This is a genomic window from Plantactinospora solaniradicis, from assembly GCF_042658085.1.
Lineage (GTDB): Bacteria > Actinomycetota > Actinomycetes > Mycobacteriales > Micromonosporaceae > Plantactinospora > Plantactinospora solaniradicis.
This window is the reverse complement of record NZ_JBHSPR010000053.1, coordinates 1-18,664: the sequence shown is the minus strand read 5'-3', so window position 1 is coordinate 18,664 and position 18,664 is coordinate 1. Positions and strand designations below refer to the sequence as shown.

19 protein-coding genes are annotated in these 18,664 nt (G+C 72.1%); 9 read left to right on the top strand and 10 right to left on the bottom strand.

The genetic code is table 11. The annotated features are described in order from the left end of the window. Nucleotides 1-120 precede the first annotated feature (120 nt). Nucleotides 121-951: a class II fructose-bisphosphate aldolase gene (locus tag ACFP2T_RS36700; protein WP_377430228.1), complete on the bottom strand. Its 831-nt coding sequence runs from the start codon at nt 949-951 to the stop codon at nt 121-123. Nucleotides 952-1,048: 97 nt separating this feature from the next. On the opposite strand from ACFP2T_RS36700, the gene ACFP2T_RS36695 reads away from it, so the two are divergent. From ACFP2T_RS36695 to ACFP2T_RS36680, 4 genes are all read left to right on the top strand, one after another. Beyond that, nucleotides 1,049-2,431, top strand: coding sequence for an FGGY-family carbohydrate kinase (locus tag ACFP2T_RS36695; protein WP_377430226.1), 1,383 nt, complete (start codon nt 1,049-1,051; stop codon nt 2,429-2,431). After that, complete coding sequence (locus tag ACFP2T_RS36690; protein WP_377430223.1) at nt 2,421-3,242, top strand: DeoR/GlpR family DNA-binding transcription regulator; 822 nt, start codon at nt 2,421-2,423, stop codon at nt 3,240-3,242. The genes ACFP2T_RS36695 and ACFP2T_RS36690 overlap by 11 nt, the downstream gene beginning before the upstream one ends. Then, nucleotides 3,239-4,207, top strand: a complete 969-nt coding sequence (gene pfkB / locus ACFP2T_RS36685; protein ID WP_377430221.1) for a 1-phosphofructokinase — start codon at nt 3,239-3,241, stop codon at nt 4,205-4,207. The genes ACFP2T_RS36690 and pfkB overlap by 4 nt, the downstream gene beginning before the upstream one ends. A gap of 101 nt (nt 4,208-4,308) precedes the next feature. Beyond that, the gene (locus tag ACFP2T_RS36680) at nt 4,309-5,331 is read left to right on the top strand and encodes a DUF72 domain-containing protein (RefSeq protein WP_377430218.1); all 1,023 of its coding nucleotides are present in this window, start codon (nt 4,309-4,311) and stop codon (nt 5,329-5,331) included. Here the strand turns inward: ACFP2T_RS36680 and ACFP2T_RS36675 are convergent. Continuing rightward, nucleotides 5,253-6,194, bottom strand: coding sequence for a threonine/serine dehydratase (locus ACFP2T_RS36675; RefSeq protein ID WP_377430216.1), 942 nt, complete (start codon nt 6,192-6,194; stop codon nt 5,253-5,255). The two genes, ACFP2T_RS36680 and ACFP2T_RS36675, sit on opposite strands and share 79 nt — an antisense overlap. 108 nt (nt 6,195-6,302) lie before the next feature. Here ACFP2T_RS36675 and ACFP2T_RS36670 point away from each other — a divergent pair, with 108 nt between their 5' ends. Further along, a complete protein-coding gene (locus tag ACFP2T_RS36670; protein WP_377430214.1) occupies nt 6,303-7,025 on the top strand; it encodes an MBL fold metallo-hydrolase in 723 nt (240 codons plus the stop codon). A gap of 379 nt (nt 7,026-7,404) precedes the next feature. After that, complete coding sequence (locus ACFP2T_RS36665; RefSeq protein ID WP_377430212.1) at nt 7,405-7,932, top strand: DUF5994 family protein; 528 nt, start codon at nt 7,405-7,407, stop codon at nt 7,930-7,932. Between the two features lie 22 nt (nt 7,933-7,954). On the opposite strand, the gene ACFP2T_RS36660 is transcribed toward ACFP2T_RS36665, so the two are convergent. Further along, entirely contained in the window at nt 7,955-8,128 is a 174-nt protein-coding gene (locus ACFP2T_RS36660) for a hypothetical protein (protein WP_377430209.1), read from the bottom strand. 541 nt (nt 8,129-8,669) lie between these two features. Between ACFP2T_RS36660 and ACFP2T_RS36655 the strand changes: the two genes are divergently transcribed. Then, nucleotides 8,670-8,954 carry a lipopolysaccharide assembly protein LapA domain-containing protein gene (locus ACFP2T_RS36655; protein ID WP_377430207.1) on the top strand — a complete coding sequence of 95 codons (285 nt, stop codon included), beginning with the start codon at nt 8,670-8,672 and terminating at the stop codon, nt 8,952-8,954. A gap of 65 nt (nt 8,955-9,019) precedes the next feature. On the opposite strand, the gene ACFP2T_RS36650 is transcribed toward ACFP2T_RS36655, so the two are convergent. The 6 genes from ACFP2T_RS36650 to ACFP2T_RS36625 form a co-directional block, all read right to left on the bottom strand. Then, the gene (locus ACFP2T_RS36650) at nt 9,020-11,203 is read right to left on the bottom strand and encodes an MMPL family transporter (RefSeq protein ID WP_377430204.1); all 2,184 of its coding nucleotides are present in this window, start codon (nt 11,201-11,203) and stop codon (nt 9,020-9,022) included. Between the two features lie 147 nt (nt 11,204-11,350). Further along, entirely contained in the window at nt 11,351-12,193 is an 843-nt protein-coding gene (locus ACFP2T_RS36645; RefSeq protein ID WP_377430201.1) for a DUF4097 family beta strand repeat-containing protein, read from the bottom strand. Nucleotides 12,194-12,265: 72 nt separating this feature from the next. Next, entirely contained in the window at nt 12,266-12,790 is a 525-nt protein-coding gene (locus ACFP2T_RS36640) for a toxin-antitoxin system HicB family antitoxin (protein ID WP_377430198.1), read from the bottom strand. 220 nt (nt 12,791-13,010) lie between these two features. After that, entirely contained in the window at nt 13,011-13,631 is a 621-nt protein-coding gene (locus ACFP2T_RS36635) for a hypothetical protein (protein ID WP_377430196.1), read from the bottom strand. Between the two features lie 57 nt (nt 13,632-13,688). Beyond that, a complete protein-coding gene (locus ACFP2T_RS36630; protein ID WP_377430194.1) occupies nt 13,689-14,345 on the bottom strand; it encodes a response regulator transcription factor in 657 nt (218 codons plus the stop codon). After that, entirely contained in the window at nt 14,342-15,487 is a 1,146-nt protein-coding gene (locus tag ACFP2T_RS36625) for a sensor histidine kinase (RefSeq protein WP_377430191.1), read from the bottom strand. The genes ACFP2T_RS36630 and ACFP2T_RS36625 overlap by 4 nt, the downstream gene beginning before the upstream one ends. 218 nt (nt 15,488-15,705) lie before the next feature. On the opposite strand from ACFP2T_RS36625, the gene sigJ reads away from it, so the two are divergent. Continuing rightward, a complete protein-coding gene (gene sigJ / locus ACFP2T_RS36620; protein WP_377430188.1) occupies nt 15,706-16,602 on the top strand; it encodes an RNA polymerase sigma factor SigJ in 897 nt (298 codons plus the stop codon). Nucleotides 16,603-16,620: 18 nt separating this feature from the next. Here the strand turns inward: sigJ and ACFP2T_RS36615 are convergent, their stop codons facing one another. Further along, nucleotides 16,621-17,817, bottom strand: a complete 1,197-nt coding sequence (locus ACFP2T_RS36615; RefSeq protein WP_377430186.1) for an NAD(P)/FAD-dependent oxidoreductase — start codon at nt 17,815-17,817, stop codon at nt 16,621-16,623. Nucleotides 17,818-18,109: 292 nt separating this feature from the next. Here ACFP2T_RS36615 and ACFP2T_RS36610 point away from each other — a divergent pair, with 292 nt between their 5' ends. Beyond that, nucleotides 18,110-18,583: a hypothetical protein gene (locus tag ACFP2T_RS36610; protein ID WP_377430741.1), complete on the top strand. Its 474-nt coding sequence runs from the start codon at nt 18,110-18,112 to the stop codon at nt 18,581-18,583. Nucleotides 18,584-18,664: the final 81 nt, after the last annotated feature.

Genomic DNA, 18,664 nt, shown 5'->3' with positions numbered 1-18,664 from the left:
ACCGGAGTGCTCCAGCCGGCAGCATGTCACGCCGAGGCCCGGTGACGGCACCTCCGGGTCGGGTCCGAGGCAACCGTGTCACAGGTACGACACCTGAGGGCGGAGCGGCGGGCGGGCGGGTCAGGAGATGGTCGTGACGAGGTGGGCGACGGTCCCGGCGACCGCCTCGCGCGCCGGGGCCAGGTACCTGCGGGGGTCGACGACCGGTCCGGCGTCGAGCTGGGCGCGGACCGCGTCGGTGAACGCCACGTTCAGGATCGTGCCGACGTTGACTTTCACGATTCCGGCCCGTACGGCCCGGGTCAGGTCGTCGTCGGGGACGCCGGACGAGCCGTGCAGCACCAGCGGTACGGCCAGCGCCTCCCGGAGCCGGACGATCAGGTCGAGGTCGAGGGTGGCGGTGCGGTCGGTCATCGCGTGTGAACTGCCCACCGCGACCGCCAGGGCGTCGACCCCGGTGGCGGCGACGAACTCGACCGCCTCGGCCGGGTCGGTGCGTACCCCGGGGGCGTGTGCGCCGTCCTTGCCACCGACCTCGCCCAGTTCCGCCTCCAACCACAGCCCGTGCTCGTGGGCCCAGTCCGCCGCCTCGGCGGTGGCGGCGACGTTGCCGGCGTAGTCGAGCGTTGAGGCGTCGAACATCGCCGAGCTGATCCCGGTGCCCCGGACCGCGTGCAGCAGGTCGCGGCTCTCGACGTGATCGAGGTGCACGGCCACCGGAACCGCGGCGAGTTCGGCCACGGCGGTGGTCGCGGCCGCGATCGGGGCGAGCCTGCCGTGGTGGAAACGCACCGCGTTCTCGCTGATCTGAAGGATCACCGCCCGGCCGGCGCGCTCGGCTCCGGCGACGATCGCCTCCGCGTGTTCCAGGGTGATCACGTTGAACGCCGCGATCGCGGTGCCGTTCGCCTGAGCCTGGTCGACCAGTTGTCCGGTGGCGGTGAGGGGCATCCGGGAACTCCGTTCGGTCTTGACAGTTTCCCAACAAAAAGCAACGATCCACATCGTTACACAAGTTGGCGAGACCGCAGCACGAGGAGGGTCCCGAGTGGGCGGTCAACTGCTGGTGGGCCTCGACGTCGGCACGACGGCGAGCAAGGCCGTCGTGTTCAGCGAGTCGGGCGAACCGGTCTCGCAGGCCTCGGTCGGCACGCCCTGGACGTCCACCGCGACCGGCGCGGAACTCGACCCGGACGCCCTACTGGCCGCCGCCCTCGACGCGCTGGCCACGGCCCTCGCCGACGCCCCGTCCGGCCGGGTCGCCGGAGTGGGCGTGGCGAGCATGGGCGAGTCCGGGGTGCTGCTGGATTCCGCCGGTCACCCGCTCGGCCCGATGATCGCCTGGCACGACACCCGCGACGAGCGCGAACTGGCCGACCTGCACGCCCGGATCGGACCGGACACCTTCGCCCGGACCACGGGCCTGCCGCTGCGGCACCAGTGGGCGCTCACCAAGCACCGCTGGCTGCGCGGCCACCATCCGGAGAGCCGGCGTGCCGTACGCCGGCTCAACGTCGCCGAGTGGGTCGTCCGGGGACTGGGCGGCCAGGAAGCCTGCGAGCAGTCGCTCGCCTCCCGTACCGGCTGGCTGCGGCTCGACGGCCGGGACTGGTGGCCGGAGGCGCTGGACTGGTCGGGGGCGAGCGCGTCGCTGATGCCCGAGCTGGTGACGGCCGGAGCGCCGCTGGGTACCGTCTCCGAGCGGGCCGGCCTGGCCCGGCTGACCGGCGCGACACTCACCGTCTGCGGCCACGACCACCAGGTCGCGGCCATCGGTGCCGGTGCGCTGCGGCCGGGCGACGAACTGGATTCCTGCGGTACGGCCGAGGCGCTGGTCCGCTCGGTCGCCCCGGGCCTGCCGCCGGAGACCGTCGCCGGGCTCGTCGCCGCCGGAGTCACCGTCGGCTGGCACGCCCTGGCCGGACGCTGGTGCCTGCTCGGCGCCACCACCGGAGGACTGGTCCTGCAACGGGTCCTCGCCGGTCTCGGCCTGGACCGGGCCGACCTGCCGGAACTCGACGCGCTCGCGAGTCGGGTCGACCCGTCCCGGCTTACCGGACGGATCGAGGACGAGGGCCGGTCGATCAAGGTGATTCCGCGGCCGAGGGCCGGTGGACCGGGGGAGAGCGCCGAGCCGGCCGAAATCTGGCGGCTGGCGTTGGAGTCGGTGACCGAGGACATCGGCGTGATCCACGACGCGATGACCTCGTACAGCGGCGCCCACAACGACCTGGTGGCGGTCGGTGGCTGGGCGCGCAGCACGGCCCTGATGCAGGTCAAGGCCCGCCGGCTCGGACCGGTACGGCGATCCCCGGTCGCCGAGGCCGGTGCCCGGGGTGCCGCGCTGCTGGCCGGGCTGGCCGCCGGGGTCTACGCCACCGCCGACGAGTTTCCCGACGCCGCCGGAACCGGACGACACGATGGCGGATGACCCTCCGGGCGCGCATGACCGCCACGCTCCGGCCGGTACGAACAGCCGGCCGCCGTACGCGGACGAGCGCAGGCAGCACATCCTCCAGGCGATGCGCAGCCGGGGACGGGTCGATGCCGCCGAGGTCGCCGGCACGCTCGGGGTCACCGGTGAGACGGTCCGCAAGGACCTGATCCGGTTGGAGCGCAACGGTCTGCTGCGTCGGGTGCACGGCGGCGCGGTCCCGGTGGAGAGCCTCTCCCACGAGCCGGCGGTGGCGGTCCGTACCGAGTTCTCGGCCGAGAAGGAGCGGATCGCCCGCGCGGCCCTGGCCCACCTGCCGACCCACGGCGCGGTGCTGATCGACGCCGGATCGACCACCGCCCTGCTCGCGGAGATGTTTCCCGGGCATGCGGAGCTGACCGTCTACACCAACGCGTTGCCGATCGCCCTGGCCCTGGTCAGCCGGCCCCGGCTGACCGTCGTCACGCTGGGCGGCCGGCTCCGGGGTCCGACCCTGGCCCAGGTCGACGACTGGGCGATCCGTGGACTCGCCGACATCAACGTCGACGTCGCGTTCCTCGGTACCAACGGCATCTCCCTGGAGCGCGGCCTGACCACGCCGGACCTCGCCGAAGCGGCCGTGAAACGGCACATGATCTCGTCGGCGAGGCGGCGGATCCTCCTCGCGGACCACAGCAAGGTCGGGCTGATCCGGGGGAACCGGCACGGGGATCCGAGCGACATCGACCTGTTCATCACCGACACCGGACTACCCGACGCGCGGCGTCGGGAACTGGAGGGCGCCGGTATCGAAGTGGAGTACGTGTGATCCTCACCCTGACCCTCAACCCCAGTGTCGACCGGACGGTGTTCGTCGACGCCCTACCCCGGGGGGCGGTGATCCGCAGCCGTCGTGGCTGGAGCGAGCCGAGCGGCAAGGGCGTGAACGTCGCCCTGGCGCTGCACCGGCACGGGCTGCCGGCCACCGCGGTGCTCCCGGTCGGTGGTTCCGTCGGCGCCCAACTGTCCGAGATGCTCGGCCGGGCGGGACTGCCGGTCCGGCAGGTCGCCGTCCGGGGCGAGATCCGCAGCAACATCAGCCTGGTCGAGCCGGACGGCACCGTCACCAAGGTGAACGAACCCGGACCCGAACTCCACGCCGACGAGACCGAGGCACTGGTCCGGGTCGTCCTCGACAACCTCGCCGACGTCGCCTGGCTGGCCTGTTGCGGCAGCCTGCCGGACGGCGTACCCGTCGGGTTGTACGCCCGGCTGGCCCGGGCGGCCCGGGACCGGGGCGTCCGGGTCGCGGTCGACACCTCCGGCGAACCGCTGCGGGCGAGCCTCGCCGGCCGCCCGGACCTGGTCAAACCGAACGCACAGGAACTCGCCCACCTGGTCGGACGACCATTGCGGACGCTCGGCGAGGTCGTCGACGCGGCGCGGGAGGTCCGGACCCTCGGTGCCGACGCGGTACTGGCGAGCCTTGGTGCCGACGGTGCCCTGCTGGTCGACGCCGAGGCGGCGCTGCACGCCGAGGCACACGTCGCGCGGGTGGTCAGCGCGGTGGGAGCCGGCGACGCCGCCCTGGCCGGGTTCCTGCACGGCGGCGGCAGGGGAGCGCCGGCACTGCGTACCGCGGTCGCCTGGGGGACGGCGGCCGTGCAGCACGAGGGCACCCTCTTCCCGGCCGCCGATCCGGACCAGAGCGTGCTGCTCCGGGCCGACTTCGACCCGGCCCGGCCGCTGCGGGACGCGGACGCCGTACCTGGACGCGCCAACCGGTCGCCGTGACGGGCCCGGACCAGGACGGCTGATCCCGGCCCGGATCCCCGCGCTGCCCGTTGCGCCGCCCGAGGTTTGGGCCTATGTGGTGGGTGGGGACAAACTATGGCATGGGCGAGATAAAGGTGGGCACGTCCTCGTGGGCGGATCGGTCGCTGCTCGCCTCGGGCTGGTATCCCCGAGCCGTCAACACCCCGGCCGGTCGGCTGGCGTACTACGCCGAGCGGTTCGGCCTGGTCGAAGTGGACACCACCTACTACGCACTGCCGGCGGTGGAGACTACGGCGGCGTGGGCGGACCGTACGCCACCCGACTTCACGTTCAACATCAAGGCGTTCAGCCTGTTCACCAGCCATCCGACCACGCTGTCCGCGTTGCCGAAGGATCTCCGGCCCGCCGGTCGGGAGGACGGCCGGGTACGCCGTGGCGACCTGCCGCCGGGGACGTACGAGGGGTTGTGGGGAAGGTTCCGGGAGATCGTCGAGCCGATCGCCGCCGCCGGCAAACTGGGTGCGCTGCTCTTCCAGTTCCCGCCCTGGATGGGCTACGGCGAGGCGGCGAAGCGGCGGATCCTCGACACCGCCGAGCGCTGCCGGCCCTGGCGGGTCGCGGTCGAGCTGCGGAACGGTTCGTGGTTCGACGGCGACAACGCCCCGGACACGTTCGGGTTCCTCGCCCGGCACGACATCTCGATCGTCAGCGTCGACATGCCCCAGGGGTACGCCTCGTCGATCCCACCGGTCCTGCTGGCCACCGCCGAGCCGGCGGTGATGCGTTTCCACGGCCGTAGCACCGCCTGGGAGGGCGGGGACAAGCAGGAGAAGTTCCGGTACGCGTACCGGGACGACGAACTGGCGCAGTGGGCGGAACGGCTCCGCGACTTCGCCCGGGAGACCAAGGAACTGCACGTCCTGCTGAACAACTGCTGCGACGGCCAGGCCCAGCGCGACGCGGCCCGGCTCGCCGACCTGCTCGGCCCGGACGTGGGCTGGTCCGCCCGGGGTGCGGAGGATCAGCCGACCAGATCGGGAGATCGGCCGAGCGGGTCGGAGGATCAGCCGACCAGATCGGCGGGGTCGGTGTTGGCGCCGCAGAGCAGGACGGCAAGGCGTTCGCCGCTGGCGGGCCGGTAGGCGCCGGAGGTGAGGGCGGCGACGGCGGCGGCGGTGCCGTGCTCGACGGCCACCCGGTAGCGGTCCCAGAGCAGCCGCCGCGCGTCGACGACCTGCTCGTCGGTGACCAGCAGGCTCCGCACGCCGGTCCGGACCGCCACGTCGTAGGCGATCGTCCCGACGCGACGGGCGCCGAGCGAGTCGGCGGCGATCCCGGACACCTCGACGTCGACCGGACGGCCGGCGGCCAGGGCGGCGTGCAGGGCCGGAGCCGTCTCCGGCTCGACGCCGACGACCCGGACGACTCCGTCGAGGGCGGCGGCCACCCCCGCCATCAGCCCGCCCCCGCCGACGGCGAGCAGTACGGTGTCCAGCTCACCGATCTGGTCGAGCAGTTCCAGGGCCAGGGTGCCCTGACCGGCGCAGATCTCGGGCTGGTCGTACGCGTGGCAGAACAGCGCCCCGGTCTCGATCGCCCGTTTGGTCGCCGCCTCGTACGCCTCGGCGTACTCGCTGCCGTGCCGGAGCACGGTGGCGCCGAGCTGCCGCAGCTTGGCGATCTTGACTGCGGGGGTGGTGGTCGGCACGTACACCTCGGCCGGCACCCCGAGGGTCTTCGCGGCGTACGCGACCGCGACCGCGGCGTTACCGCCCGATGCCGCGATCACTCCCTCGGCCGGTAGCTCGCCGGTCTCGGTCGCGGCGAGGATCCGGTTGAACGCGCCCCGCGCCTTGAAGGACCCCGAGTGTTGCAGGAACTCCAGCTTCAGCCAGAGTTCGCCGGCCGGTGCGACGAGGTCGGGTTCGACCTGGGCGACCGGGGTCGACCGGATGTGTCCGGCTGTCCGGGTCGCGGCGCTCTCGACGTCGGCACGGGTGATCAACTTTCTCCGCCCCCTCCCACTGGCACGCCGTACGGTAGCCCGGGTGCCACCGGTCGCCCGGATAATGTGTGCCAGCCCACCCGGTCCGTCCGGACCCCGAGCCGGAGGTTGCCTGCCATCGACGCCCTCAGTCCGCGGCGACTCGCCGGACGGGTCTGGCTCGTTCCCGGCGATCCGGACCCCGAGAACATTCGCGGCAGCGTCGCCGTCGTCGCCGACGATCGCGGCAGCGTGGTCGTCGACGCCGGACACAGCCCGGCACACGCCCGGGAGATCCAGTCCGCGATCCGGGTCGCCGGTCTGCCCCCGGCGAAATGGCTGGTCTACACCCACCACCACTGGGACCACGTCTGGGGCGCCTGCGCCTGGCCCGACGTGGAGATCGTCGGCCACGTCACCGGCCTGGAGATTCTCCGGCAGGAGGCTGCCCGGCCGTGGAGTCACCGTTACCTGCGCGACGAGGTGCGGGCGAATCCGCGACTGGGACCGAGCTTCCGGGCCCGTGCACTGGCCATGCAGGGCTGGGACGACTTCACGATCCTGCCGCCGACGCGTACCTTCACCGACGAGCTGACGCTGCCGACCGGCGTACGCCTGCGGCATGTCGGCGGTGCCCACGCGCCGGACTCGACGGTCGTGTTCGTGTCGGACTCGGGGGTCGCGTTGCTGGGCGACTGTTTCTATCCGCCGCCGGCGCACCTGCGTGCCCCCGACGACGGCCTCGACCTGGCGATGGTGCGTGACCTGCTCAGCGACGACTACGAGTGGTACGTCGGCAGCCACGGCGAGCCGACCACCCTGGAGCAGGCTCGGCAGTTGGTGTCGACCTGACGGCGTAGGCCGTCGGCCGACTGTCGACGTCGATCTGAGCTGGGCAGGTGTAGACTCGGGATGTCGCTCGGGACCCCGGTGGCTGGCAGTCCGCCACCTGCGGGCATCTCCCACCTGACGAGGTCACGATGACCGAGCGGATCCGGCGATCAGGCACCAGCTCGTCCCAACTCGGCGAGTGCCCACGGCACGGGGCGCGCCTGCGCGCTGTCGCCCCGCCGCCTGCCAGGTCACGTCACGTCGTCCGACCGTGACCACTTCGGCCGCCCACACAGGATCGCCTGATCGAACGTCAGGCCGGCGAACGGATACCCCCGGTTCCGTACCAGGACGCCGCCGTGACGGCGGCATCCGCCCCTCGAACACCAGGATGGTTGACATGGTCACCGCCACTCGACGCAGCACTGTCGTTCCTTCGAGCGCACCATCCGTTCCGCGACTGCGGCTCGCCTCCGTCCGGAACAGCGGGGCGGTCCTGGACGGCGGCTGGTGGCCACGTTCGTGGGATCCGGAAGCCGAACTGCCGGGGCTCGTTCTGGCCCTGTCCGAGCGCTACGGGCGGATCCGGAACGTCATAGCCAACAGTGGCGCCTGGGATGATCAGTTCCGTCGGATCGCGGTCGGCTCGGACGTGGTGCGGGTGGGTTGGTTCACCTCGCTGGATACCGCCATGGTGATCGCTACCACGGAGCGTGGCGACCAGATCGATCTGCTCGTCGTGCCGCCCGCGACCACGGCGGCGGTGGCGGAGGAGGCGATGCGCACCGCTGCCGACCCGGCGAACGTCGTACGGGCCCGGGACATCCCCGTCGCGACGCCGGCACCGGTGCCGGCGCCGAGCGGACCCGGCCGCCACCCACAGGCCGCCCGGGACGACGAGGGGAACGTCCTGAAGCAAGCCGCCTAGGAGGCGGCCGCCGCCGAGGGGTCTACTTCGCCGGCTGGTCCGCCAGGTCGGCGGGGTCGAGGCCGAGAGTCGCGAGCAGGCCCGCGTTGCGGACGGTGTCGACCCGGTCCGGCAGTTCCTTGTCGACCCAGTCGGCTCGGGCGTGCTGACCTCGGCCGTGCAGCCATTCTACGATCTTAAGTTTGTCGATTTCCATTGCTGTTCTCTCCTCGCGGATGGCCTCGGTGGGGCTGCCGTCATTCGTGTCCGGATCGCGTCCGGACGGCTGCCGGTCGCAGCCAACGGCCCGCCATGGAGCCCGATCGTCGGGTGGCGATCATCGAAGGCCCGTCGCGCCGCGCGGCCGCGGCAGCGGGGGCTGCCCCAAACAGTACGCTGTGCCGCGTGCCGACCGGCGGGTCGCGTCCGTCGGAGCTGGCGGGCGGCCGGCTGCCGCTGGCCGGGCTCGATCGGCAATCCAACGAACTCTCGGCCCGGCGGTACCCGTGCGTGCACGCGGATGTCCGGTAACCGCGATCCGCCGTCCTTTTACCGGCCGGCGGGAAACTCCGACATCCGGGGCGTAGGGCAATCTGGATCAGGACTAGGCTGGTGCTGTTCCTGGATCCCCGGCGCCTTGGGTTTACGGACTTCGCGCACCCTCGCCGAGATGAGGTCCAGCCATGACAAGGTTCATGAGTCCAGCCCGGTCGGCCGTCGGCCGAGAGCCTCCCGGGACCAACACTCGGACCCGTTCGGTGGCCCGTACCCGCGGCCTGTGGATCGCGCTCGCGGCGTCCGCGGCCATGCTGTTGCTGCTGATCTTCATCCTGCAGAACGGCCAACCATCCGACGTGCACTTCCTGGGTGCCCACGGGCAACTCCCGATGGGCGTCGCGCTGCTGCTGGCCGCCGTGACCGGGGCGTTGCTGGTGACCCTGCCCATCCTCCTGCGCACCGGGATGCGACGTGGCCTCCGCCGGCGGGGCAGCACCGACCCCGCCACGGCCGCCGGATCTTCGAACGCCGAACCGGCCCCATGATCCACGGTGTCTGCGATACGCGGTGGGCGGAGCATTTCTGCCCGCCCACCGCGTATCGCGATCGTTCAGCGGGCCGGTACGGCCGCCGACGCCGGCTCGCTGGTCGCAGTCGGCTCGGCCGACGGCGGGGCCGAGCGGATGGCGTCGCCGTGTCCGGGCCACCAGGCGGTGTGGCCGAGTAGCGCGGTGACCGCGGGGACGAGGAAGAGGGACATGACGAACGCCGACAGCACGATTCCCACCGAGACGGCGAAACCCATCTCGGTCAGGAACGACACTCCGGCGAAGAGCATCGACGTGAACGTGCCGGCGAGGATCAGACCGGCGGCGGCCACCGACGGTCCGCCGTGTTGGATCGCCAGGGCGGCGGCGGTGCGGGGATCGTTGCCGGCCCGTGCCTCCTCGCGTAGCCGGGCGATCATGAGGATGTTGTAGTCGGTGCCGATCGCGACCACGAACAGGTACAGGATGATCGGCAGCGAGAACGACAGGCCGGATCGGCCACCGACGCCCTGGAAGGCGAGGACGGTGGCACCGAGCGTGGCCATGAAGCCGAGGCCGACTGCGATCATGAGGTAAACCGGGGCGACGAGGCTGCGCAGGAGCAGGCCCAGGATCACGGCGATCAGCACTCCGGCCACGGGGAAGATCACCCACAGGTCGCGGTTGTTCGCGTCGCGGATGTCGGCGAAGACCGAACTGACCCCGCCGACCAGTGCGGTCGTCCCGGCCGGGGCCTGGTCGTGGGCCACCTGTCGCAGGTCCTCACCGGCCAGGTCGAGTGCCGAGGTCGAGTACGGGCTGGTGTTCAGCAGCAGGCTGATCTGGGCGGTCGTACCGTCCGCGCTGATGGTGGCCGGGCCGCCGTCGGGTCCGGGCATCAGGTTCCCGACGCCGGGTACCTGGGTCAACGATTGCGCGTAGCCGCTGAGTGTCGCCGGGTCGAGGCGTTGGCCGTTGTCCGCGCGTACGTAGACGGTGGTGGGGTTGAGGGCACCGGCGGGGAACCCGGCCTTCAGGTCGTCCAGGGCGCGTGCCGACTCCGTGTTGGCGGGAAGTTGCCCGATCTGGTCGTAGTCGACCTTGAGGCCGAACACACCCAGCGCGAGTACGACCATGATGCCGCCCGAGGCGAGGGCGACCACGGCCGGTCGACGTCCGGTGAACCGGCCGAGGCGTTGGAAGATGCTGCCCGCGGGGGTGCGCTGCCAGGATTTCGACGGCCAGAACACCTTGGGGCCGATGAGCGAGACGATGGCCGGTACCAGGGTGACTGCGGCGATCGCCATGACGACCACTCCGATGGCGAGACCCGGACCGAGGCTCCGGAAGCCGCCGAAGACCGCGAGCAGGAGGGCGCCGAACGCGATCACGATCGCCGCGGCGGCGGACGCGATGACCTCGCCGACCCGGCTGACCGCCGTGGCGAGCGCGTTCTTCGAGGCGTCACCGGCGCGTAGCCGTTCGCGGTAGCGGAACAGCAGGAAGACGATGTAGTCGGTGCCGACGCCGTACAGCACCACGGTGAGGATGGTCAACAGTGACTGGTCCACCTGCATGCCGAACGCCTTGACGAACAACGTGATGACCGCGCTCGACACGGCCGACACCACGCCGACGACCACGACCGGCAGGAACGCCGCGACGGGGCTGCGGTAGATGACGAGGAGAAGGCCGACGACCAGGGCCAGCGTCACGATGCTGACGACCAGCAGTGCGGTGTCGAACGCGTCCTGGTTGTCCACGATGAGGGCGACGTCCCCGGTCACCGCGGCTGACAGGCCGGAGCCGTCCAGGGCGGACTGCACCCGCTCGCGGATCGACACGACGGCGTCACCGAGCACCGGATCGGCGGGTGGGCCGGTGAGCGAGATGTTGACGAGCTGCACCTGCTTGTTCGGGGAGACGGCCTGCGGCCCGGTGACAGCGGTGCCGACCCGGTCGATGCCGGCACTCTGGAGTGTCTGGGCGAGTTGACCGACCCGGTCGGTGTCGGCAGTGCCGAGGGGCTGGCCGTCGACGCGTTTCACGACGATGGTGGCGCTCGCCCCGTCGCCCTGACCGAACGCGCGCTCCGCCAACTGCTGCGCCTGCACCGATTCGTAGCGGGAGGGCAGGAAGCTGGCCTGATCGGTGCTGACCTGGTCGGCCAGGGAAGGTGCGAAGAACGAGCCGACGAGCAGCACGAGCCATACCGCGATGACCTTCCACGGATTGAGGACGATGGCTCGCCCGAATTTCGCGAACATGTGGAAATCTCCTGTCGAGATGTCTGACCGCCGCGACGTCTACCTGTCGCGGACTGCCGATAAGTGGCCGCACAACAGCGGCATGGGATCGATTTCCTACGCGTGCCGCCGCAGACACGCGGTGGGCATGCAGGGGGCCGGGGTCGATCAGGCGCGGCGGACCATGATGTCGCCCCAGGAGGTGCTCGCGCGGACCTCGACGGTGTCGTCGTTCTCCGCGGGACTGTCGGTCGTGTCGAGCGCGTTGTGCACCCGGCCGTGCCGGGAGGTGACGTCGAGCCACGCGGCGGTGCCGCGCCGGACGCCGACCTCGATGCCGCCGTAGGAGGTCTGCAACCCGATCGATCCGCGTACGGCCTCGCCGATCCGGACGGTGCCGTGAGCGGTGCGCGCCGTCACCGAGGCCAGTGCCCGGTCGACGGTGATGTCGCCGTGGGCGGTCTTGACGTGGACGTCGTCGCCGCTCTGCCCGATCCAGCAGTCACCGGAGGAATTCCTGATCTCGGTGCTGCCGTCGATCTCGCCGATGCGTACCTTTCCGGACGAGGCGGTGACCCGGGCCGAACCGGCGACGCGTTCCACGATGACCTCGCCATGACTCGTGTCGATCTCCAGCGGCCCGGTCTGGTCGAGCCGGATCGCACCCCCGGTGTTGAACCGGCACTCGCCGAGCCGCCCCTCGGCGCGGAACGCCGCCCACGACGCCTCGGCCCGCACACTCGACCCGCTCGGCACCTCGATCGTGACGTCGAGCGCGGGGCCCCCGCCGAAGACGTAGCGTCGCCAGCTCTTCGGTGCCCTGATCATCAGCTGTCCGGCGACGTATTCGACGGTGGTCTGCTCCGCGGCGCTCACGTCGGCCCTGCTCGACTCGTTGCGGGGCCGCACCTCGACCACGGTGTCGGCACGGTCTGTCGCGGTGATCCACGCGTGGCCGACGGGAAGCTCGATCTGAACGGAAATCGGTTCTGGTGTGTCGAAAACAGGCATGGTGGTCTCCCGAAACGTGGTCGATGGACGTTGCTGCTGGTGAGAGAGGTGGAAGAGACGACCTGAACGCGGCTAACGCGCCCGGCCGGTGACCTGCTGGCCGGGTCTCGGCTGGGAATGTCCGGCCGGTCGGCGGTCGGGGTCGGCGGCGCCGATGGCGCCGGCCGCGGCTCGTACGAGCCAGGCGTTGAGCGACAGTCCGGCCTGGCCGGCGGCCTCTTCGATGCTGGCCTTGAGGTGATCGGGGAGGCGGAGGTTGATCCGCGAGGTGGCGCCGTCGTCGCCGCCGGGTGCCGGCACGGGTGCCGGTGGCGCGGCCGGAGCGGGATTCTCGTCCGCGTCGTCGACCGGTGGGCTGGCCGGCGCCACTACGAAGGTGGGCTCGCGTCCACGCAGCCGCACGTAAACCGAGCCTGGGGCGAGTTCGCGGGTGATCTCGTCGGCCGCGTCGGACAGCGCGTCGAGCAGCGTGAGCCGGGTGGCCGCCGCCAACTGCGTGAAGAGCCGCTCGGCCAGCGCCCTGCCGTCCGGATCGGCGTCCTCCGCAGCGACGGCGAGCTCGTTGCGCAGGTGCTCGACGTACGGCCTCAGGTCCATGGTGCCATCATGGCACCAGTTGGCTCACTGCGCAACCACTCTGGCTCACGACGGGTGCCACGCACGATCTCGGTGGCTCGGGCGCGACTCTGACCGGTGTCGGCACGCCACGGTCTGGGCTGGGCTGGGCTGGGCTCAGCTGACGGGCCCGGGACGACCACCTCGCGTGGTCATCCCGGGCCCGGTGTGCGTACCCCGCCGCACGGCCCTTCCGGGACCTTCACCCCCGGCTGCCGCCCGTCGGCGCGCCGCTGGCCCGCACCTGCGCCGGTTCCGGGTCAGGAGTACCCGGGGCAACTCCGCCGCGCAGCCCGGGTAGCTCCCGCAGCCCGAGGTAGAGGAAGGGCAGCAGCAGAAGCAGGTCGGCCACGTGCGCGATGGACGCCTCGCGGGTGATCCGGCTCAGCGGAAACGCGATCGCGCCCAGGCAGAGCAGTACGCCGACCGGCAGCGGCGCGGCGCGCAGCCTGGCCAGTGCCAGCCCCAGCCCGAACAGCACGAGCGGGAAGAGTGGCCCGCCGATCCAGTAGAGCGTCCAGGCGGCGAACGGATAGGCGTTCAGCAGCTCGATGGTCGTGGCGTGCGAGGCGTCGAAGAGTCCTTCGTGGATGCTCTGTACGCCGAATGCCACGCCGCCGACGGTCGCGAAGACCGTCGCCGGCAGCGCCACCGCCACGTAGCGGGGCGCGATGTTCCGAAGCCGGTCGTACAGGCCGATCAGGCCGACGAGCCAGCACGCGCAGGAGAGCGCGACGAGCGTACCGGCGGTGACTCCCTGCCGGTCGGACTCCCAGAAGAAGCCGGCGATCAGATTCAGCACCGGACCCAAGATGAGAAACATGGACCGAACGCTATGTACGGCCGAGGGCCGGCGGATCCGCCTCGGATGGACGCCCGCCTACCGCGGTCGTCGTATCCCGGCCAGCCCGCCACGGTAGGCGAACACCACCAACTGGGCCCGGTCCCGCGCGCCGAGCTTCGTCATCGCCCGGTTGGTGTGTGTCTTCGCGGTGGCCGTGCTCATGCCCAGCCGCGCGCCCACCTCCGCGTTCGAGAGGCCGTCCGCGACCAGGGTCACCACCTCGCGTTCCCGCGCGGTGAGCGCGTGCAGGCCCGGTACCTCCGGGCCGCTGGCGTAGGCCGCGATGAGCCGGCGGGTCACCTCCGGGGCGAGCAGCGCATCACCGGCCGCCACCACCCGGACCGCCCGGCGCAGCTCGTCCGGCTCCAGGTTCTTCAGCAGAAAGCCGCTCGCGCCGGCATGCAGGGCCGCGTACACGTACTCGTCCAGCTCGAACGTGGTCAGTACGACGACCCGGACTCCGGGCAGCCGGTCGTCGGCGAGGATCCGCCGGGTCGCGGTCAGCCCGTCGGTGCCGGGCATCCGGATGTCCATCAGTACGACGTCCGGTCGGTGCGCCCGGGTCAACGCGATGGCCTCGTCCCCGTCGGTGGCCTCGGCGACGACCTCGATGTCCGGTGCCCGCTCCAGGAGTACCCGGAAACCGGCCCGGACCAGTGTCTGGTCGTCCGCCACCAGCACCCGGACGCTCATCCCGGCAACCATCCTCGGACTAGGAAGCCTCCGTCGTCGGCCGGGCCCGCCCGCAGCCAGCCGCCCAGCCCGGTGGCGCGTTCCGTCATGCCGCGCAGGCCGTTGCCCTGCGGCTCGGCGGCGCCCCGGCCGTTGCCCTGTGGCCCGGTGGTGCCTCGGCCGTTGCCCTGTGGTCCGGCGGTGCCCCGGCCGTCGTCGCGGACGGTCAGGCAGAGCCCGTCGGGGCGGTAGCCCAGGCGTACCTCGATCCGCTGGGCGTCGGCGTGCCGTACCGCGTTGGCCACCGCCTCCTGCACGATCCGGTAGGCGGTGGCCTCCACCGCCCGGGGCAGCGGGCGCGGTTCGCCGTCGTGCCGCATCACCGCACCGGTCGCGGCGACCAGCGCGGGCAGCCGGTCGAGGCCGGGTGCCGGCGGTTCCGGTCCGGGGGCGCGGGTGCCGTCCCGGAGTACGCCGACCGCGGCGCGCAGTTCCGCCAGCGCCTCCCGGCTGGCCTGCCGGACCGTCTCCAGGGCCGCCCGCGCCTGCCCCGGATCGTCGTCCAGCACCTCGGCGGCCACCCCGGCCTGCACGCCGACCACGGCGAGGGTGTGCGCGGTGACGTCGTGCAGTTCCCGGGCGATCCGGATCCGTTCCTCGACGACCCGGCGTTCGGCCGTACGGTCCCGCTCGGCGGCCAGCATCGCCAACCGGAGCCGCCGACTCCGGACAGTCTCGCCGAGCAGCAGTGCCGCGCCGAACACCACCGTCGAGCTGTCCAACGTCGCGTCCAGCGGTCCGGCACCGGTCACCACGATCCGTCCCTGAAGGTCCAGCACGATGAACAGGCCGGCGAGCACCAGACCGAGCCGACGACGCGGGGCCACCGTCACCGAGTACAGGGCGACCCAGACCGGCGCCGCCGGTGCGCCACCGGGATACCGGGACACGTGGTAGGCCAGGAACAGCCCACCCACCACGGTCAGCACCCCCGCTGGCCACCGCCGCCGGGCGAGCAGGGCCGCCGCCATCGCCAGCCCGAGGCCGTACGCCCAAAGGTCCGGCGCCCGGTCGCCCGGCTCCACCGCGACCACCGCGATCCGGTACGCCGTCAGCCCGCCGACGACCGCCACGATCCCGGCGTCCACCGCCCACCGCCTCATCCGGCCACTGTACGGAGCACGGCATCCAGGGACGTACCACGAACGTGGTAGCCACCGGCCGGACCACCCGACCCGGGTACCGAAGCCGGGCGCCGAAGCTGGGCGCCGAACCCGGTGAACCCGCGACTGTCGGCGGGCGGGCCTTGCCGGCGTCGGTAGGGTGAGCCGGATCGGACCGGAACACCACGGTCGGCGGTCGATGCGCGGGGAGGGATCTGGTGGTCGGCGCGGCAGTGGTCGAGGATCCGGAGCCGCTGCGGATCTTCACCGAGCAGCGTGGCCGGCTGCACGCCGTCGCGTACCGGGTGCTGGGCCGGTTCACCGATGCCGAGGACGTCGTCCAGGAGGCGTGGCTGCGGTGGAGTCGGGTGGCCGTCGCGGACGTCGCCGACCCGGAGGCGTACCTGGTCCGGGTTACCACCCGGCTGGCGATCGACCGGTTGCGCAGCGCGCAGGCGCGCCGTGAGTCGTACGTCGGGCCGTGGCTCCCCGAACCGATGCTGACCAGTCCGGACGTCGCCGAGAACGTGACGTTGGGCGAGACCGTCTCCTCCGCGATGCTGTTGCTGCTCGAAGCGCTGTCCCCGCTGGAGCGGGCGGTCTTCGTGCTCCGCGAGGCGTTCGACTACTCGTACGCGGAGATCGGCGAGTTCGTGGGCCGGAGCGAACCGTCGGTACGCCAGACCGCTCGCCGGGCCCGCGAGCACGTCGAGCGGCAGCGCGTCCGGTACGACACCGACCAGGCGACCCGGGCACTGGTGACCGAGCGGTTCGTCGCGGCCTGCTCCGGCGGCGATCTCGCCAGCCTGATGGACGTGCTGGCGCCGGACGTCGTACTGGTCAGTGACGGTGGCGGCCTGGCTCCGGCGCCGCGTAAGGCGATCTCCGGCCTGGACATGGTGGCCCGGGCCCTGCTGACCTTCGCGGGCCGGATGCCCGAGGATCCGGCGACCGACGTCGTGTCGTTCAACGGCGGCCCCGGCATCGTGGTCAGCTCCGCCGGTGTCCCGGTCGCGGCGGTCAGCCTGCACCTGGTGGACGGCGTCGTCAGCGCCGTCCACCTGGTGAGCAACCCGGAGAAGCTGGTCGGGCTGCGCGACTTCCGGGCCCGCTGACCGCCGTACCCCCGATGGTCAACTCCCGGCGTCCGCGGCTCGGCGCGACACCGCCCACAGCGGCACGCTCAGCCAGCGGGAGAGCCGGAACGTGGCGGTGGGGCTGCTGCTGACGATCTCCTTGTAGGTGATCGCCAGGCGTCCGGCCAGGTACCAGCGGCTCGGTGTGTCGTCCGGTCGGGTGAACTGGATGACCGCGTCCCGGCGGCCCAGGCAGACCGGCTGGTGCAGGTAGCCGAACCGGAAGGGCCGGGCCGCCCGGCCACGCAACCGCCGGCCGATGCCGTCCGCGGCGTGCGCCCCGCTGGGAATCCCGCTCTGGCAGGTGCCGTGCAGCATCCCCCAGGGTGCCGGGATGGCGGCGGCGTCGCCGATCGCGTACACCGAGGGATGCGAGACCGACCGCAGCGTCGGGTCGACCACGATCCGTCCGTGTCCGTCGACGGTGAGCCCGGCCTCGGCGGCGAGCGGCGGTGCGACGAAGCCCGTCGTCCAGAGGCAGGCGTCGACCGGCACCCGTTCCCCGTCGGCCAGCTCCACCGCGTCCGGCCCGATCCGGACGATGTCCACTCCGGTACGTACCTCGATGCCGAGCCGGTGCAGTGCCCGGTCGAGGTGGGCGCGGGCCCGGTCGCCCATCATCGAGCCCGGAGCGTCGCGGGTCAGCAGCACGACCCGCAGTCCCGGACGGCTCTCCGCGATCTCCGTCGCCGCCTCGATCCCGGTGAGGCCGCCGCCGCAGACCGCCACGGTGCCTCCGGCGCCGCGTCCGGCGAGTTCGGCCAGCCGCGCGGCGAGCCGGGTCGCCGTGGCGGGGCTGTCCAGGGTGTACGCGTTCGCGTCCGAGCCGGGCACCCTCGTCGTGTCGGCGACGCTGCCGATCGCGTACACCAGGGTGTCGTAGCCGAGCCGACGGTCACCGTCGGCGGTGTCCAGGTGCAGTTCGCGCCGTTCCAGGTCGATCCGGGTGGCCCGGCCCGGCAGGAACTCCACCCCGGTGCCCCGGATCAGGTCCGGGATCTGGTGTTCGGCGAGCCGCTGCCCGGCGGCGATCTGGTGCATGCGCAATCGCTCGGTGAACCGCTGCGACGGGTTGACCAGGGTGACCCGGCCGCCGTGCCGCCGGGTCCGCCGGGCCGTCCGGATCGCCGCCAGCATGCCGGTGTAACCGGCGCCCAGGACGACGATCCGGTGCCCGGTCAGCTTCGGTGTCATGACGTTCCTCCTGCTTCCGCTGTCGATCTACTTCCGGTGTCCGGTCGTCCACTTCCGGTGTCCGGCCGTCACACCACGGACGGCGGCGCTTCGACCGGCGTGAGCCGTACGCCCTATGACCTGAGTCACCCGGGGTCCGTCCGACGTACGGAAGTGGTTGGACAGGTCGCCCGCCCGTTCCGGCCGGGCTGACCGCGTACTTGACCCTCGACCCGGTCGAGGCCCGAGCATCGTCGGAGCAGCAGAGCCGACCGCGTGGGAGTGCAGAGTGGGACAGGACGTCGACGAAACCATGGCGAGCATCGTTGAGGCCGTCGAGTGGGGCCGGACCGGCCGGGCCGGGGCGGCCCGGGAGCGGCTCACGACACTGTGGGAGGAGATCGGCCCGACCGGTGATCCGTTCCACCGGTGCACCCTGGCCCACTACCTGGCCGACCTACAGGACGATCCCGCCGACGAACTCCGCTGGGACCTGCGGGCACTCGAAGCCGCGGACACCCTTACCGACGAGCGGGCCCAGCGCTACCACGCCAGCCTGGCGGTCGCGGCGTTCCGTCCCTCGCTCCAGCTCAACCTCGCCGAGGATTACCGCAAGCTCGGTCGGCCGGACCGGGCCAGCGAGCATCTCGCCCTCGCCCGGGAGAGCCTTCCGACGCTCGGCGACGACGCGTACGGCCAGATGATCAGGGACGCCGTCGAGCGCCTCGGCGCCACGCTGGCCCTGGATTCGACACCGGTCGGGCAGGAGGTTCCGGACCGGGCCTGACCGCGAGGCGCCGGCCGAGGCGGTACGACGAAAGGGCCAGCCCCGTCCGGGGCTGGCCCTTCCTCGTCGTGCTGGTGGTGG